Source organism: Xenorhabdus beddingii (assembly GCF_002127545.1).
GTDB classification, from domain to species: Bacteria; Pseudomonadota; Gammaproteobacteria; order Enterobacterales; family Enterobacteriaceae; genus Xenorhabdus; species Xenorhabdus beddingii.
On sequence record NZ_MUBK01000008.1, the window covers coordinates 43,277 to 60,144 of the forward strand.

Annotated in this window: 16 protein-coding genes; 14 read left to right on the forward strand and 2 right to left on the reverse strand. The window is 44.9% G+C overall.

Going from position 1 to position 16,868, the window contains the following annotated elements; genetic code table 11:
• Window positions 1-44: 44 nt before the first annotated feature.
• From nfuA to Xbed_RS06640, 6 genes are all read left to right on the forward strand, one after another.
• The gene (nfuA, locus tag Xbed_RS06615; RefSeq protein WP_086112124.1) at window positions 45-620 is read left to right on the forward strand and encodes a Fe-S biogenesis protein NfuA; all 576 of its coding nucleotides are present in this window, start codon (window positions 45-47) and stop codon (window positions 618-620) included.
• Window positions 621-762: 142 nt separating this feature from the next.
• Window positions 763-1,086, forward strand: coding sequence for a thiosulfate sulfurtransferase GlpE (gene glpE / locus Xbed_RS06620; protein ID WP_086112125.1), 324 nt, complete (start codon window positions 763-765; stop codon window positions 1,084-1,086).
• 76 nt (window positions 1,087-1,162) lie between these two features.
• Window positions 1,163-1,999 carry a rhomboid family intramembrane serine protease GlpG gene (gene glpG / locus Xbed_RS06625; protein WP_086112126.1) on the forward strand — a complete coding sequence of 279 codons (837 nt, stop codon included), beginning with the start codon at window positions 1,163-1,165 and terminating at the stop codon, window positions 1,997-1,999.
• Window positions 2,000-2,250: 251 nt separating this feature from the next.
• The gene (locus Xbed_RS06630; RefSeq protein WP_086112127.1) at window positions 2,251-3,009 is read left to right on the forward strand and encodes a DeoR/GlpR family transcriptional regulator; all 759 of its coding nucleotides are present in this window, start codon (window positions 2,251-2,253) and stop codon (window positions 3,007-3,009) included.
• A gap of 270 nt (window positions 3,010-3,279) precedes the next feature.
• Window positions 3,280-4,773 carry a glycerol-3-phosphate dehydrogenase gene (gene glpD / locus Xbed_RS06635; protein WP_086112128.1) on the forward strand — a complete coding sequence of 498 codons (1,494 nt, stop codon included), beginning with the start codon at window positions 3,280-3,282 and terminating at the stop codon, window positions 4,771-4,773.
• 260 nt (window positions 4,774-5,033) lie between these two features.
• Window positions 5,034-5,588, forward strand: coding sequence for a GNAT family N-acetyltransferase (locus Xbed_RS06640; RefSeq protein ID WP_086112129.1), 555 nt, complete (start codon window positions 5,034-5,036; stop codon window positions 5,586-5,588).
• A 123-nt stretch (window positions 5,589-5,711) separates the two neighbouring features.
• Here the strand turns inward: Xbed_RS06640 and Xbed_RS06645 are convergent, their stop codons facing one another.
• Both Xbed_RS06645 and Xbed_RS06650 read right to left on the reverse strand, forming a co-directional pair.
• The gene (locus Xbed_RS06645; RefSeq protein ID WP_086112130.1) at window positions 5,712-6,731 is read right to left on the reverse strand and encodes a hypothetical protein; all 1,020 of its coding nucleotides are present in this window, start codon (window positions 6,729-6,731) and stop codon (window positions 5,712-5,714) included.
• 118 nt (window positions 6,732-6,849) lie between these two features.
• Window positions 6,850-7,737: an alpha/beta fold hydrolase gene (locus tag Xbed_RS06650; protein ID WP_086112131.1), complete on the reverse strand. Its 888-nt coding sequence runs from the start codon at window positions 7,735-7,737 to the stop codon at window positions 6,850-6,852.
• Between the two features lie 484 nt (window positions 7,738-8,221).
• Here Xbed_RS06650 and yhfZ point away from each other — a divergent pair, with 484 nt between their 5' ends.
• The 8 genes from yhfZ (at window position 8,222) to Xbed_RS06690 (ending at window position 16,851) form a co-directional block, all read left to right on the forward strand.
• Entirely contained in the window at window positions 8,222-9,130 is a 909-nt protein-coding gene (gene yhfZ / locus Xbed_RS06655) for a GntR family transcriptional regulator YhfZ (protein WP_086112132.1), read from the forward strand.
• A 54-nt stretch (window positions 9,131-9,184) separates the two neighbouring features.
• Window positions 9,185-9,547: a PRD domain-containing protein gene (locus tag Xbed_RS06660; RefSeq protein ID WP_086112133.1), complete on the forward strand. Its 363-nt coding sequence runs from the start codon at window positions 9,185-9,187 to the stop codon at window positions 9,545-9,547.
• Window positions 9,548-9,654: 107 nt separating this feature from the next.
• Window positions 9,655-10,869 carry a YhfX family PLP-dependent enzyme gene (locus Xbed_RS06665; protein ID WP_086112134.1) on the forward strand — a complete coding sequence of 405 codons (1,215 nt, stop codon included), beginning with the start codon at window positions 9,655-9,657 and terminating at the stop codon, window positions 10,867-10,869.
• 209 nt (window positions 10,870-11,078) lie between these two features.
• Window positions 11,079-11,987: a phosphotriesterase-related protein gene (locus tag Xbed_RS06670; RefSeq protein WP_422641382.1), complete on the forward strand. Its 909-nt coding sequence runs from the start codon at window positions 11,079-11,081 to the stop codon at window positions 11,985-11,987.
• Window positions 11,988-12,122: 135 nt separating this feature from the next.
• Window positions 12,123-12,485: a DUF2620 domain-containing protein gene (locus tag Xbed_RS06675; protein WP_086112136.1), complete on the forward strand. Its 363-nt coding sequence runs from the start codon at window positions 12,123-12,125 to the stop codon at window positions 12,483-12,485.
• A gap of 10 nt (window positions 12,486-12,495) precedes the next feature.
• On the forward strand, window positions 12,496-13,863 hold the full coding sequence (locus tag Xbed_RS06680) for a YhfT family protein (protein ID WP_086112137.1): 1,368 nt from the start codon (window positions 12,496-12,498) through the stop codon (window positions 13,861-13,863).
• Window positions 13,864-13,867: 4 nt separating this feature from the next.
• Complete coding sequence (locus tag Xbed_RS06685) at window positions 13,868-14,953, forward strand: aminotransferase class V-fold PLP-dependent enzyme (protein WP_086112138.1); 1,086 nt, start codon at window positions 13,868-13,870, stop codon at window positions 14,951-14,953.
• A 587-nt stretch (window positions 14,954-15,540) separates the two neighbouring features.
• Window positions 15,541-16,851: a TcdA/TcdB catalytic glycosyltransferase domain-containing protein gene (locus Xbed_RS06690; RefSeq protein WP_086112139.1), complete on the forward strand. Its 1,311-nt coding sequence runs from the start codon at window positions 15,541-15,543 to the stop codon at window positions 16,849-16,851.
• Window positions 16,852-16,868: the final 17 nt, after the last annotated feature.

Below are 16,868 nucleotides of genomic sequence, written 5' to 3' on the forward strand. Positions count from 1 at the left end.
GCGTATTATAACCAACTAGAACAGTCAACTATTGAGCAAATGACATGATTAATATTACTGAAGCAGCGCAAGCGCATTTTGCCAAACTACTGGCAAATCAAGAACCGGGCACGCAGATCCGTGTTTTTGTCATTAATCCAGGAACCCCGACGGCTGAATGCGGTGTTTCCTATTGCCCACCGGATGCTGTTGAAGCCACTGATGTCGAACTAAAATTCTCCCAACTTTCTGCCTATATTGATGAAATCAGTGCCCCTTTTCTGGAAGAAGCGGTCATTGATTTTGTCACCGACCAACTGGGTTCCCAACTGACACTGAAAGCACCGAATGCCAAAATGCGCAAAGTGGATGACGATGCCCCGTTGATCGATCGGGTTGAATATGTCCTGCAATCGCAGATAAACCCTCAACTGGCCGGGCATGGTGGCCGTGTCAGTCTGATGGAGATCACCGATGAAGGTTATGCCATTCTGCAATTCGGCGGTGGATGCAACGGCTGTTCCATGGTCGATGTCACCCTGAAAGAAGGGATTGAGAAGCAGTTGTTGCAGATGTTCCCTGAGTTGAAAGGGGTGAGAGATCTGACTGAACACCAGCGCGGTGAACACTCTTATTATTGATTTTTTCTTTTTCTGATATTTTTTGCCTACATTTCCACGCCTTTTCAATGTAAAAATTGGAAAGGCGATCAGGTCATACCAGCCAGACATTAAGAAATGAATATATTGGAAATGAAAATTTGAGAAACAACATTGAGTATTTATGGACCATTTTCAAACGATAGACCCTGAGCAGGCTTACCAGCATTGGCTTAATAAAACCGCAATGATGGTTGATATCCGTGACCCACAGAGTTTCAGTACCGGCCACGTAACAGGCGCGTTCCACTTAACCAATGAAACGCTCAATCACTTCTTGCAAGAAGCGGATTTTGACCAACCTGTCATGGTGATGTGCTATCACGGCCATAGCAGTCAGGGCGCCGCCCAATATCTGATCAACATGGGTTTTGAGACCGTTTACAGCGTCAATGGGGGCTTTGAGGTCTGGAAAAGAGACTATCCTCAAGCCGTCCACACCCTGTAAATCTTTAGCGCGCTAATTTCAAGGCGATGGACTCCTGTGCAATTAATTTCAATTTAAAGCAGAGATAAGACGAGCAATGATCCATGTAACCTCAATATCCAATCCTCGACTGGCTCAGGCCTTTATTGATTATATGGCGGTGCAGGGCATTCATTTGACCATGCAGCCGACCAATGAGCCATTGCTGGTGGAACTGTGGCTGGAGGATGACAGCCAGTTAAATTTAGTTGAACAGGAACTGCGCCAGTTTGCCCGCGATCCCCTCAATGAACGCTATCAAGCGGCCAGTTGGCAGGCCGGCAAATCCAGCGGCTCGTTGAATTATCGCAATAACCTGAACTGGAGTGACATCAAAAACCAGTCCGGTCCGCTGACAATTACCATAACAGCACTCTGTATCCTCGTTTATGTCTGGATGGACATCGCGGGGATGCCCGAGGTCATGAACTGGCTGGCATGGCCTGGCAGTGATCAATATCTGGAGTTATGGCGTTGGGTCAGCCCTGCCCTACTGCATTTCTCGCTGCCCCATATCCTCTTTAATCTCGCGTTGTGGTGGTATTTTGGCAGTCAGGTAGAGCGAAAAATAAGTACCGGAAAACTGTTTGAAATCACCCTAGTTTCCGCAGTATTCAGTGATTGGGCACAATCATTATTCAGCGGTTCTCATTTCGGCGGGTTGTCCGGCGTGGTTTACGCATTGATCGGATATGTTTGGCTGACGGGAGAAATGTCGCCCAAGCGTGGGATCAGTGCGCCCAGAGGGTTAATCGCTTTCTCTGTTATCTGGCTATTGGCTGGCTATTTCAAGCTGTTTTCATTAAATATCGCCAATGCCGCCCATATCGCCGGGCTAATCATCGGGTTATTGATGGGACTATGGGATAATTTGCGCAAACAAAAAAATCAATAATATTCCAAATAATTTGAACCAACTATACCCAAAATAATTCGAGTTGCATCGCGGCGGCAAGGGAGCGACAAATTCGTCAGGAACGAATTTGCCCAGCCAAAGGCTGGCCTCCGGTGAGAGGCAGGAGCCTCTCAGTCATCCCCGGGAGCATAGATAACTATGTAACTGGGGTGAGTGAGCGTAGCCAACAAAGAGGCAGCTTGAAGTATGACGGGTATACAATCCATCCATGCACACATTAGGGGAACTTCGTGAAGCAAACTCAGCGACATGACGCAATAATCGAGCTGGTGCGCCTTCAAGGTTATGTCAGCACTGAAGAGCTGGTTGAACATTTTGATGTCAGCCCGCAAACCATCCGGCGTGATTTAAATGATCTGGCAGATAAAAATAAAATCCAGCGTCATCACGGTGGTGCCGCGTTACCCTCAAGCTCCGTCAATACCGCCTACCATGACCGTAAGATCATGTGGTCAGATGAAAAAGCCCGTATTGCGCAGCAAGTTGCCACCCAAATCCCGAACGGCGCGACCCTGTTCATTGATATCGGAACAACCCCCGAAGCCGTGGCACATGCCCTGCTCAACCACCGCGATTTACGGATTGTCACCAACAACCTCAATGTTGCCACCCTGTTTATGGGCAAAGAAGATTTCCGGCTGATTCTGGCGGGGGGTGAAGTGCGCTCCCGCGATGGCGGCATTATTGGTGAAGCAACGCTGGATTTCATCTCCCAATTCCGCCTTGATTTCGGCATTCTTGGGATCAGCGGCATTGACAGTGATGGCTCCCTGCTGGAATTTGATTACCACGAAGTCCGTACCAAACGCGCCATTATTGAAAATTCCCGTTGTGTCATGCTGGTTGCCGACCATTCTAAATTTGGCCGCAGTGCTATGGTCAACCTCGGCAACATGAATCTCATTGATTTCCTATTCACGGACAAAACTCCCCCTCCCAGCATCCAGAAAGTCATTGAGCAACACAGCGTCAAACTGGAATTGTGCTAACTGGAACTGTGCTAATCGCTAATCACCTCTGTCTCTCGCGACGCTTCCCCACCTGAAATTCTGGTGGGGGCTTCCCCGGTAAAAATCCCCCTCAGATTTGTATCCCGCAAAATCCTTATTAATCTTATGTATATGATAGAAATTTGTTAGCTATATCACGTGAATATGTTTTTTCTGAGTTAATGGTTGGCGCTTGATGAATTTTTGATTACAATCTTTGAGCGAAAACGAACATTAAAGAACTGTTTCGAACATTTCAGAGGGTATGCAATGGAAACCAAAGACTTGATTGTAATCGGCGGCGGAATTAACGGCGCGGGTATTGCGGCAGATGCTGCTGGACGGGGACTCTCTGTCCTGCTGTTGGAAGGTCAAGACTTGGCCAGTGCGACTTCGTCTGCCAGCTCCAAGCTGATCCACGGTGGCTTGCGCTATCTGGAGCATTATGAGTTCCGTCTGGTCAGTGAAGCGCTGGCTGAACGTGAAGTCCTCTTGAAGCTGGCTCCACATATTGCATTCCCAATGCGTTTTCGCCTGCCGCATCAACCCCACCTGCGTCCGGCCTGGATGATCCGTATTGGTCTGTTCCTATACGATAACTTAGGCAAGCGTGTTAGCTTACCCAGCAGCAAGGGGCTGAAATTTGGTGCAAACTCGGTATTGAAACCGTCGATCACCCGTGGTTTTGAATATTCCGACTGTTGGGTTGATGATGCACGTCTGGTTGTTCTGAACGCACAAGAAGTGCAAAAACACGGTGGCGAAGTGCGTACCCGCACTCAAGTGACCCGCGCATGGCGTGAAAAGGGTTACTGGATGGTGGAAGCCAACGATCTTACCACCGGCGAAACCCATACATGGCGTGCGAAAGGTCTGGTCAACGCAACGGGTCCGTGGGTGAAAAACTTCTTCGATCATGGCCTGCAACTGAAATCGCCTTATGGCATCCGCCTGATCAAGGGTAGCCATATCGTGGTTCCCCGCGTTCACGATGAACCGCAGGCTTATATTCTGCAAAACGAAGATAACCGCATCGTGTTTGTGATCCCGTGGAATGACGAATTTTCTATCATCGGCACCACCGATGTTGAATATAAAGGCGACCCGAAAGAGGTCAAAATTGACGAACAAGAAATCAACTACTTGTTGAAAGTCTATAACGACCACTTCAAAAAGCAGCTCGGCCGCGAGGATGTTGTCTGGACTTACTCTGGCGTGCGCCCACTCTGTGACGATGAGTCCGATTCACCCCAAGCGATCACCCGTGATTACACGCTCGACGTGCAGGATGAGCAAGGCCAGACGCCATTGCTGTCCATATTCGGCGGTAAACTGACGACTTATCGTAAACTGGCTGAACACGCGATGGAGAAGCTGGTACCGTATTACCCGGATGCAGGCAAAGCATGGACCAAGAATGGGCAGTTACCGGGCGGTGAGCTGGAAGGCTATGACCGTGATGGTTACACCCGTCTGCTGCGCCAGCGTCACAACTGGTTGCCAGAAGGTGTGGCGCGACGTTATACCCGTACTTACGGCAGTAACAGTCAAATCATTCTGCAAGGTGCCGAAGCACTGAGCGATCTCGGCGAATTCTTCGGTCATGGCCTGTATGAAGCTGAACTGCGTTATTTGGTCAATCACGAGTGGGTAACCCAATTGGATGATGCCATTTGGCGCCGAACTAAACTGGGGATGTGGCTCACCGATGAGCAAAAACAGCGTGTAGCAAACTGGCTGGCACACAACGTCAAAGCCGCTTAATGACAAGGCTGATTTAACACGAATAAAAAAATGGTGGTAAAAATGATGATCGTTTTTATCGCCATTTTTACTTTCCATTCATCCCAATAATGGCGTCTTTTTCCGCTCATATCATTGTCCCTCATATAAGTTTCTTCCCGCTCATCAATCACCTTCCAAAAACAATAAACTTTCGAAATCAACCATCCCTATTTTTCATTGAAATGGTGCTATTTTTCATTTAATAACCTGATCCCCAGTCAATAAACTTGGAGATATTTATGTTATCCATCCGGGAAGCAACCATAGAAGATGCCATGTTATTATCCCAACTCTTTGAGACAAGCTACCGTTTTCACCTTTCTCATTTATGGCAGGACAAAGATGAGCTGGAAGAATATCTTGCGCAAGAGTGCTCAATAGAGCCAATATTAACCTCGCTAACAACGGCCAATCATAAGTGGTTAATTGCTGAGTCTCGTTCAGGCACTGAATATTCCAACACCCATTGCCCCAATATCGTCGGCTTTGGCAAAATCGTCTTTAATCAACCGGTTCCTGATCACGATTTCACTGGCGTCTATCTCCATAAACTCTATCTGATGCCACATCTGACCGGGCAAAAGCAGGGTAACCTATTATTTGATCATCTGGTGAAACTGGGTCGAGAGCGGGGGCAAAAATGGCTTTGGCTGGAAGTCTTGGAACAGAACACCTCTGCCATCAAATTTTATGTCAGGAAAGGGATGAAATGGCAGAAAGATATTATTTTTTCCAGCCCAAAACAGCGAAGTACCGTACATATCATGGTGAAGAACATATCCCAGTCGCTTTAGTCACCCATAAATTAAACTGGCTGGCACGGCAGTAAGAGATAAGACGCCCAGTCACAAACTAAACAATGTGACTGGGATGAATGAAAATAATCAACAAAATTTAATCCTTAATAAAATATAATATTACCTTGTAATATTATGATTTACATTACACAAATAACTAAATACCTCATCGCCAATATCTAAACATGCATCTTTTTTCGTAAGGTGGGTGTGTATTTTATGCTGAGGTTCAATGACCTTTTTTAAATATCTGAATTCTGAGGCTGTAATTGGCCCCACACATCTCCCCTTTGCAAACGAACTTTCCGTGTTCCAAGGACGATGAGACGTATTTTCATCAGTTAACTTATGATGACATTTTTTGACTTGATTATTAGAATCTAATTCATCTATAAAGTAATCTTCAATAAAGTAAAATCCCTTAATCGGTGAGTTGGGGTTCCGAGATTCCTCAGCAACCCATTCCAATCCTAATTTACATAATTTTCTTGAAATAGCGAAACAAAATGCAGATAAAACAATATAATTAGCACAATTTAAAGTGGAGTTTTTATTCTCAAAACCTTCTTCTATTTTTACTAAATCATTAATCCCTTTTTGATCACTTTCATTAAATTCACTAAAAACATGATCAATAATACTCTTCTCAACATTGCCAATTTCAAATTTTTCACTTATGTCATCCAATGTTGTATTCTTATTTATAAATCTAATGTTAAGATCTTCTCTTTTAATATCGTACTTTGATAATTTCCTCTTTATGCTTTCATGAAAGGACAGCTTGTCTTTATTTTTATTTAGAAAAGAAACCCAACTCATATAGATATATTGCAAGGAATCCCTTATTAATCTATCACCTTGTCCTAATACATAGTTATTCAGCCTTCCACATAAGTGGTTGATAGCAAAAGATATAGGCCCAACATCCAATCCCCTGTCAATAAAAGAAGAAAAATTTCTCATTATCCTAAAAGATGAAGTTTCATTTCCACTTTCAAGGTCTTGAACCTTATCTGTTGTAAAATTTAAGTCATCTATTGTCATGTAAAAATGTTCTCTATCTCTTCTTTTTGCAATAAGTTTAATATAATTCATTCTGGCAACATTTTCACCATAAATAAACAAAACATTCTTTTTCATATTGTGCACCCCAATGGCATTATTTTAACAGTCAGTAAGTTAGAAAAACAGAACCTCCATCAGGTTAAAAATATAAATTTATTGAACTATTAAATTTTCATTCCGAATATTCTATGTTTCATTGTGCGTCATGCAAAAACGGAATAATCTTATCAGTCATCGCTTGCATGAATTGAGGCGGGAAACTATGCCCCATTTTTGGGATTGATAAAAATTCAGCACCCGTAATCCGGTTAGCCGTATCCTCTCCACCACTCATAGGAATCAAAGGGTCATCTTCACCATGCACCACCAGTGTTGGACAACGGATTTGTGCCAAAAGCTCGGTCCGGTGGGAGTCTGCCATTATCGCCAGTGTCTGCCGAATTGAACTGTTGGGATGATATCCACTACGACGCAGAGCCATCCGCAAATGTCGGGTTAACGCCTCTTTATCTAATGACTCACAAGGAGAGGCAACAACCTGTATCATTTTAAGTTGATGAGCAATCAGATCATCTTCACGGGTGCTAACCGGCTTGGCCGACAATGCCGCCATAACGTCCGGCCGGGGCCGGGTCAGGGTGCGGGCACCACTTGAACTCATGATACTCACCAAACTTGTGGTGCGTTCAGGATAAGTTGCCGCCAGCCTTTGGGCTATCATACCTCCCATTGAGGCACCCATAATATGGGCATGTGGAATATTTAACCCATCAAGTATCCCCAAGGCATCATCGGCCATATCTTGCATACTGTAAAGAGTACGCACCGGCAATCCCAAACGAAAGCGGAGCTTTTGCCAGAAAAAAGCGCGCTGCCGGAGGTGATCAAATCGCTGGCTTAACCCGGCATCACGGTTGTCATAACGGATCACGCGAAACCCAGCGCTGACCAATAGGTTGACTATTTCATCAGGCCAGTCAATAAGCTGCATCCCCAGACCCATGATAAGCAAAACGACCGGACGTGTTTCCCCGCCGCTATCTTCCACTTCAATAGGGATATGATTGGTCGTTATTTTCATCAGTGGCAACCTTTTGATTGATCTATTTCATCTTTTGAGCAGGTTGAAAGTATAAAATTAAGATATGACCCTGAAATAAACCAGATTTATTATTGAATATAGCAACAGAAAAAACCCGGTTTTGGTGCTGTTAAATAAAATACGCTTAACAGGATATTTTATTGATTCATATAAGAATAACATGCAGAATATAACCTAATTATTCTGTCGCGTGATAAATAGTGTAGCAAAAATCACCATCCAGACAGGAAAATACCGTGAGCAGACAGAGATAATACTTCCCTATATTCTCCCATCGTGTTGATTTTTATATCTTCAATGCAAAATAAAAATATATCTTCAATATCTTGATAATATTAGACTTTATCATTTTTTAAATTTTCATTTTTTTTATAACTGTGATATTAATCCCCTTTCTTTAATTCGCTTGTTGCGATTTATGTTCAAATTTATGAAGATAAACGAGAATGGATAAAAACTTGTAATGATAAGTCAAACATTCATTAAAAAAGAGGGGATTGCACAGGCTTTTCTGGCTCGCTATCTCCTCGCTGAACAATGTGGCAACCGCCTGAAAACGATTGAGTTATTGGCAAAAGAATGTGAGTTGTCCGTGGGGTTGATGCAAGCCGCATTAAAATCTCTCGAACAGTCACAGGCGGTTGGTATTAAGCGTCGTGGTCGTAATGGTAGTTTCCTTGCTCAGGTAAACCACAAATTACTCTTGAAGTACGCCGATATCGGTAATGTGGTCTGTGCAATGCCGCTTCCTTATACCCGCGCCTATGAAGGGCTGGCAAGTGGTTTGAAAGCATTGTGTGCGGGCGTTCCTTTTTACTTTGCACATATGCGTGGCTCGGATATCCGCATTGAATGCTTACTGAATGGGGTTTACGACTTAGCAGTAACATCAAGACTTGCCGCAGAGCAGCACCCAGAAAATAAAGATCTATATATTGCGCTTTCACTAGGGACACAAAGTTACACAGACAGGCATCGGTTAATCTTTCGTCATGGCGAACGGGAATCCATTCGCCGCGTTGGATTAGACAGTACTTCAGCAGACCAAAAGATCATGACCGAGCAATATTTCGCAGGAAAAGAAATTGAATTGGTCGAGATTTCTTATCACGAATGCCTGAATCAAATCATCAAAGGCCACATTGATGCGGCCATCTGGAACGTCGGACAAGGCCACGAACTGGCAGCACAAGGTCTGATGACGCTACTTCCTGATAACAGCGGATGTTTTATCAAGGCTTCTGAAGCCGTTATCCTTGCCCGCAGGGATAATATCCCCATTCAGCAACTCCTGCATACGATGGTTGATCGGGATGCACTGTTAACCCATCAACAAAACGTAGTGGCAGGCATCATCGAACCCGTTTACTGAAACTCAAACAGCCGAAATACCCCGTTGATTAACAGCGATATATAATAAAAAGCAATGGTAGAACAACGCTTAACTATCCTGCTGCAAGGTGGCGTTATTGATCAAGATATCTACAATAACATGCTGGATGTTGTGCATGACCTGGAAGATATCTGGCTCATCCCTGTCCGTCACCCACAAGGCGAAATGGCGCTTACCCACATGGCAAGTGCTTTTATGCGTTCACGTCGTGGTGAAAAAGTTTCTCCGTTGGATAAAAAAATACTGGCAAAAATTGAGCAATCCGCAGACTACCCTCAACTACTGACCATTCATCATTCCTTAATAGAAAAATTTACCGTAACGCTACATCCTAATGAAGAAGGCTACCTGTTAGTCAATTTATATGGTTTAATGCTTTCGAACGAAAGTGATTAGCTTTCGATTCCCCTATAAATATTCAAAAAAATGAAAATTAATATTCAAAGAAAATTGTACTTTTTACACAGTTTTGCTGCTTTGCAGACAGACATGAAGGGCGGCCTATGTTTATTGACGCATTGAAAAAACAGAATCCTAAATTGATTGAAGTTGCAAAAGAACTTTGGCATCAGGGCGTGATTTTGCCGGACACGTATATCATTGATGTCGATCAGGTCTTGAATAATGGCCGACGTTTACTGCAAGCCGCAAAGCAATACGACATTGAACTCTACTTGATGACCAAACAACTTGGCCGCAATCCGTGGCTGACCAAGAAGTTGATTGAACTTGGTTATCGCGGAGTTGTCGCTGTTGATTTCAGGGAAGCCTATAGCCTGAGCCGGCATGGTATACCACTGTGTCACATCGGCCACTTGGTGCAGACGCCGACACATCTCATCGACACCATGCTCAAGCATAATCCCGACATCATTACGGTCTTCTCTCTTGAAAAAGCGCAAGCCATTTCAGATGCAGCGGAAAAATTGGGGCGAATTCAGCCCATCATGCTGAAGGTCTTTGATAAACGGGATATCACTTTTCCCGGTCAGGAGGCGGGTATCACTTTCAGTGAACTCGATTCCACCGTGGACGCCTTAAAACTCATGCCGGGCATCACATTGAGCGGGCTGACTCATTTCCCTTGCCTCTCATGGGATGCGCGATACCAGACAACCTTGCCGACCACGAATTTACTGACCCTGATCCGCGCACGCAACCGGCTTGAGCAACTTGGTATCCGCCTCTCACAAATCAATGCCCCGGCAGCATCAAGCTGTAACACCATCCCATTACTGGCCAAATACGGTGCCACCCATCTGGAACCGGGCCATGCTTTAACCGGAACCATCCCCGCCAATATTAGCGGTCAGGAGCCGGAGCATGTTGCAATGGTCTATGTCACGGAAGTTTCTCATCACCACGACGGCAATAGTTACTGCTATGGTGGCGGTTACTATAAACGTGGACACATGAAACATGCGCTGGTTTTCCCTGAGCGTTCGCTTTCCTCTGAACAAACTGTTTTCTCTCCAGAACGAACAATTTCCCCCAAAAAAGTGCGTATACTGCGGCTGGGTGAACCCTGCATTGACTACAATCTCCCGCTGTCAGGCACTCACCCTATCGGTAGCCCGGTGGTCATGTGCTTCCGCCCTCAAATTTTCGTGACCCGCAGTGATGTGGCCCTTGTTTCAGGGATTCAATCCGATTCCCCAATACTTGAAGGCATTTATGACAGCCAAGGCAATTGGAAAAATGGTGGCTACCTTAAATAATCCCCAATCAGAGGGATTACAGACAATATTATTCCGGTATTAAATAATGTTATTTCCGCTATAGTGGATTTCCCGCATGATCCTGCGCGACGATTCCTCGTCCAGCATTTGATGCAGTTAAAGGCACACTCAAGCCTTAGGGATATCAAGTTGAACGCCGGGGGGACACACTGCAATCTTCATCAGAAAATCAGGCCGTTAATCATCATTTGGCGATAGGGTCAAATAGCCGCATTGACGTTTCTGGCTATACCTATGTACATGAACATCTGCATATCGACCTTTCGGGTGCGAAAGGCAGCCTCGATTGCCGATTGGATCAATACGATCTGATTGTGGAGGAGCTTCATCATCTCTATGCCCTTGGGGTAAGAAACATTGTGGAGGTGACTAACCGTTACATGGGCCGTAATGCGCCTTTTCTGCTGGCTTTAATGCGTGATACCCACATCAATATCATTGCCTCGACAGGCTACTATAAACACCCTTTCTTCCCCAGCCATTTCAGTGCATTGAGTGTGCAGGCGATTGCCGATGAGATGATCTCAGAGATTGAAACCGGCATTGCCGGCACCGAATTAAAGGCCGGCGTGATCGCAGAAATCGGCTCCAGCCTTGGGCAAATCACGGCAGATGAGAAAAAAGTATTTGCCGCAGCCGCATTGGCGCATCAGGCTACAGGCTGCCCCATTTCTACCCATACCACCTTGAGCACAATGGGTCTTGAACAATTGGCTTTGCTAACAGAATTGGGGGTGCCTCCCGAACATGTCGCCATCGGCCATTGTGATTTGAAAGATAACCTCGATACCCTCATTCCACTGCTGGAAGCCGGGGCATGGGTGCAATTCGATACCATCGGCAAAAATAATTACTATCCGGACAGCCAGCGTGTTGTCATGTTGCAGAAACTGGCCCAATTAGGGCTGCTTGAGCGGGTGATGCTTTCTCAGGATATCACTCGCCGATCGCATTTAAAAAGTAATGGCGGCAATGGATTCGACTATCTGTTAACCGTATTCGTTCCCATGCTGCTGGAAGCGGGTTTCTCCCAAACACAAATAGACCGGATGCTACGCGATAATCCTGCTCGATTTTTCCACCAGTCAGTTTTCTAATTACGTTTTTTAAGGCAAGGTTTTTAAGGCAAAATTTTCTAAGGTCCGGTTGGCAAAAAACAGACTTTCAAAAGTAAAGGCTTCAAAAATATCATTTCTAATGATCCGATAAGAGACAAAAAGAGGGAGAACAATATGAAATTTGTCGTGGGTGGGCAAATGGAAAAAGAGACGATAGCCGAGCACATTCGTCAATTGGCCGGAGACAGAGCCACTTCCATTACCGTCATGAATGACATCGAAGCAGCAATGGCAATCAAAAATGGTGAAGCTGATTACTACCTTGGTGCGTGCAACACCGGGGGCGGCGGAGCATTAGCCATCGCCATCGCCCTTATCGGCTTCGAACAATGTGCCACCATAGGTATGCCGGGCAAAATTCTGTCTGACGACGAAATCATTGCCCACGTCAAGGCAGGTAAAAAAGCATTTGGTTTCACAGGCCAGGATATTGATATCGTCCTGCCAGTGATCATCAACACCCTTCTCTCACTATAAGGAGCCTATCATGCCACACCTCCATGATTTCCTGCTGAGATTGATGGAAGTTGATCCTTTCAAGGCCGGATTATTGGCAGCCATTGGTGCCATTGCCTCCATGATGGCAAACCGGGGTATCGCGGTTTTCCATGATGGCCTGCGCCCGCTGCTGCCGGAATACCTTGAAGGACGAATGAGCCGGAAAGCACTCGCCGCCACCAGCTTTGCCCTGAGCATCGGTTTAGTGGTCGGTTTTGGTATTCCCTTTTCACTCACCGCACCCATTGTACTGGTGCACAGTCTGTTACTCGGTACTGACATGATTGGCATCTGGTGTGCCAACAGCCGGAGAGGTTTTATCGCCTCTGGTATCATCGGTGCCCTGTATGCCATCGCTTTGCTGGCGGGTCTGCGTTCGGTGGTCGAACTGTTTGCCATGCTGCCGGTTAATTTCACCGATGACCTTAAGAAAGTCGGTGATCCGATTGTCGCCTGCTTTGCCCTATTTCCCGCCATGGTTGTCGGCTACCAATATGGCTATCGCAAAGGGCTTTGGGTTATGTTCACCGCGCTGGTCGGCTATCTGGCCACCAAAGCCATTGGCCCACTGAGCTTTGGTGGCCTGATCGAAAAACCCGTCAGCATTGACCCTAACGGTGCCGCACTGCTGCTATCCATGATTGCCATGTTCTACTTTGCGATGCGTGAGCGTCCCGCATCCTCATCAGGACAGTCATCATCATCGGGACAGAAAGGTGCCAATGAAATTCTGGTCGGCCTGTTCTCAACCCGTATAGAGCGTATCCAGAAAAACAAGTGGTTGCTGATCCTGTGCGGTGGCCTGACGGCCAGTGCCGCAACCATGTCCTTCAGCCTGCTGGCGGAAGGCCCCGTATCCCTGCAATTAATGGCGCAGGGCGAGCAAACGAACGCTCTGCTGGTCGCATTGGCGCGTGCCATTGGGTTTATTCCATTGGTGGGTACGACGGCAATAGCCACCGGGGTTTACAGTCCGAATGGCATGAAATTCGTCTTTGTGGCGGGATTGGCAACGAATAATCCGTGGATTGCCTTTATCGCGGGCGGTATCACTATGTTCATCGAGATCCAACTGCTGGCGAAAATTGCCATCTGGCTGGATAAATACCCCGGCGTGAAAGCCTGTAGCGGACACATTCGTACCGCGATCACCAAAATGCTCGAAGTTGCCCTGCTGGTGGGTGCGATGATCGCCTCCAACGCCATCCTGCCGGGTATCGGCTTTATGATCGTGGCGGGTATCTACCTGCTCAACCGGACTTCCAAACGTCCTTTAGTGGAAATGGCTATCGGCCCCATCGCAACCATTGCTGTGGGTATTCTTGCGAACCTGCTCTTTCTGCTGGGAATAAAATAAGAAAATGAAAACCTATCCATTACAAAGCATGACGATGGCACAGGCACAACAGCAACAGTTCAGGCTGGTGGACATCATCTGTCGTCACTTTCCGGGGGCTGATTTTCTTTCGCAAGGTGATCTGGGCTTAGTCCCGGATCTCCGTCAGCCACGCATGACCCGACGCATTGAAGCCGTGATTGCCGCGTTTTTTGGTGCTGAAACAGCGGCCTTTGTCAATGGAGCAGGAACCGGCGCATTGCGTGCGGGGCTGGCGGCTTTAGTCGGCCCCAACTCAACATTGCTTGTACATAATGCGCCCATCTATCCCACCACCAAAGCCTCCATTGAGCAAATGGGGCTACATGTCGTCCATGCAGATTTTAACCACACAGAACACATTGTGGCGGCCATCCGGCAACACCAGCCGGTGGCCTGTCTTGTCCAGCATACACGCCAGCAAATATCTGACCATTATTCACTGCAAGAGGTGATCGATACGCTGAATCAATATCGCATTCCTTCATTGGTGGACGATAATTACGCAGCCATGAAAGTGGCACAGATTGGTTGTGAATATGGTGCAACCCTTTCCACATTTTCTTGCTTCAAGTTATTGGGGCCACAAGGCATCGGAATAGTTGTGGGGAAACAGGCCATCATTGATAACCTGCGCCACAGCATGTATTCCGGGGGCTGTCAGGTACAAGGTTATCAGGCGATGGAGGCCCTGCGCGGTATGGTCTTCGCGCCGGTCATGCACGCCGTGCAGGCAGAAGTGAACAACGAACTGGTCACGCGCTTGAATCAAGGGGTATTGCCACAAGTGAAACAGGCATTTCTCGCCAATGCCCAATCAAAAGTACTGCTCGTGGAATTTCACCAACCCATTGCAGAAAAGGTACTCAACGCAGCCCATGCGTTCGGGGCACTCCCTTATCCGGTCGGCGCAGAATCAAAATTTGAAATCCCGCCCCTGTTTTACCGCATTTCCGGCACCTTTCGTCAGATCGATCCCACACTGGAACAACGTATGATCCGCATTAATCCCAATCGCAGCGGGGCAGATACCGTGATGCGTATTTTACGGGCAAGCTGTCAATCGGAATAGGAAGTTGTCTGTTGGAATAGAAAGTTGTCTGTTGGAATAGAAAGTTGTCTGTTGGAATTTTCAAGGACTGATAATATATCGTAAAGAAAGCGATGGGGCGGAGAACCTGAAATATAAAACTATTGCACCAGTATTACCAAAAAATATAACGCCTGATTAGCATTGCAAAATTAACCTATGGCCTTTCTGTTACTACATTACATAAGGTATTTCATCTGTTTTTATTATCTACCCACAATTTTGGATTAATGATACCAAAACAGAATCAGGCGTTAATAACTTAATTTGGTTTACATTAAGTATTAACATCTCGCTGAGTTTTGGTCAATTTAATTTATCAATTTAATCACATTCCCGTTCTTATTTTTAAGCAAAACGGCTGTTTTTCCCGGTGTCACATCACCAACTTCAAACAAAATAATCAAAATTAATCATAAAGTTAATCTTATTAAGCCCGGCAAATCATTCCCACTTCACAACGCTTATTCCATCTAATGTGATATACATCACAATAACATAATAACAATAAGTTAATATACATAATTGACACTATATTCATCGATTTATTTTAATAAGGAAAATAGATTATGGCAAATCCAAAAAAAATCCATTACTTTTGGATGGGAAAAAATATACCAGAAGATGATCTAAGGAAAATCATCACCATCAAATATGAAAACCCTGGTTATAAGGTTTATATATGGGGCGAAAGTAATATCCAATCATTAATCACAAAAACATTAGATTCCATTAAGTTTAAATTTAATGGCAAAAACTTTGATATTGGAATAATAAACCCCAATATTGAATACAGAAACATTCAGGATGCCTTTATATTCTTATGCAACAATCCCCAGCCTACTTATAAATCTTTAACAGTTCAGAACCACAAAATATTAGAAACAGATGAAAATTCTCTTAGTAATTATCATGAGAAAACCCAATACCTACAATATATATATTCTCTATTTTCGCGCGGAGTTTATCATAATTATGCCGTTGCAAGTGACATTGCCCGTTTGGTTATCTTATATATGGAGGGTGGGTTATACCTTGATGTTGATGTTGATTTGACTAATACTGATATAAAATATAAAGAAACAGAAATTTTTAACAGATATGTTGATGAGCAACCATTTGCTGATGAACACAAAGGTTCTCGACTGGAAAAAATAAGAAGCCTCATAGAAAAACCCTGTTTCGATCAATTAAACCATCGGTTGGATAAAAAAATTGTCGATATCAGAAAACCCAGGTTCGATAAATTAGACCCTCCGTCGGAGGATATAGGCATTGGCGACATTAATGGTCGAAATTGGACTGAAATACAACCGGCCGATAGAAAATGGAATCATGTTAACCTAGAAAAATTAAATCAGAGAAAACATGTCATTGAATGCCGTAAGAGTGCTATTTTACACAACAGGTTAGGTAATGCCATTATTTCAGCCCCGCCAAAATCAAGGGCTGTTTTAACCCTTTTAATTGACATGGCTTCCTCAATAAAAAAACATCATTTGCAACTTCAAATTAATCAATCCAGTAAGAAACATGAAATTAATTTTATAACCTCATTCAATGAAAGAGTCAAGCAGGCTCTAGAGTACCATGAACAGGGAATGATAAATATCGATATCAACTGCTCTCTGCCAGATCCGGTCTGGAGAACCGGTTTGAATGAATCTCAACCATTACGAAATACTGAAAGGCACCGTAGCTATAATCGCCTTAATGCCACCCTATCTTTAACAGGTCCCGGCTTTTATGCTGACGAATTAGGATTCAGAGCCTCTGGTACTATTCCTGAAAGAATGAAACTGGCTAGCAAAGATAAATATGATTTAGTGTTCAAAAAAGTCGATGCCTCAGCAAAATGGGCCAGGATCAATAAAAAATGATATGAGTGATTTCAAAT

Coding starts and splice junctions, on each gene's coding strand:
- glpD (WP_086112128.1), top strand. CDS start 3,280: ATGGAAACCAAAGACTTGATTGTAATCGGCGGCGGAATTAACGGCGCG.
- nfuA (WP_086112124.1), top strand. CDS start 45: ATGATTAATATTACTGAAGCAGCGCAAGCGCATTTTGCCAAACTACTG.
- Xbed_RS06665 (WP_086112134.1), top strand. CDS start 9,655: ATGTTTATTGACGCATTGAAAAAACAGAATCCTAAATTGATTGAAGTT.
- glpG (WP_086112126.1), top strand. CDS start 1,163: ATGATCCATGTAACCTCAATATCCAATCCTCGACTGGCTCAGGCCTTT.
- Xbed_RS06645 (WP_086112130.1), bottom strand. CDS start 6,731: ATGAAAAAGAATGTTTTGTTTATTTATGGTGAAAATGTTGCCAGAATG.
- Xbed_RS06640 (WP_086112129.1), top strand. CDS start 5,034: ATGTTATCCATCCGGGAAGCAACCATAGAAGATGCCATGTTATTATCC.
- Xbed_RS06685 (WP_086112138.1), top strand. CDS start 13,868: ATGAAAACCTATCCATTACAAAGCATGACGATGGCACAGGCACAACAG.
- Xbed_RS06675 (WP_086112136.1), top strand. CDS start 12,123: ATGAAATTTGTCGTGGGTGGGCAAATGGAAAAAGAGACGATAGCCGAG.
- Xbed_RS06660 (WP_086112133.1), top strand. CDS start 9,185: ATGGTAGAACAACGCTTAACTATCCTGCTGCAAGGTGGCGTTATTGAT.
- glpE (WP_086112125.1), top strand. CDS start 763: ATGGACCATTTTCAAACGATAGACCCTGAGCAGGCTTACCAGCATTGG.
- yhfZ (WP_086112132.1), top strand. CDS start 8,222: ATGATAAGTCAAACATTCATTAAAAAAGAGGGGATTGCACAGGCTTTT.
- Xbed_RS06680 (WP_086112137.1), top strand. CDS start 12,496: ATGCCACACCTCCATGATTTCCTGCTGAGATTGATGGAAGTTGATCCT.
- Xbed_RS06690 (WP_086112139.1), top strand. CDS start 15,541: ATGGCAAATCCAAAAAAAATCCATTACTTTTGGATGGGAAAAAATATA.
- Xbed_RS06650 (WP_086112131.1), bottom strand. CDS start 7,737: ATGAAAATAACGACCAATCATATCCCTATTGAAGTGGAAGATAGCGGC.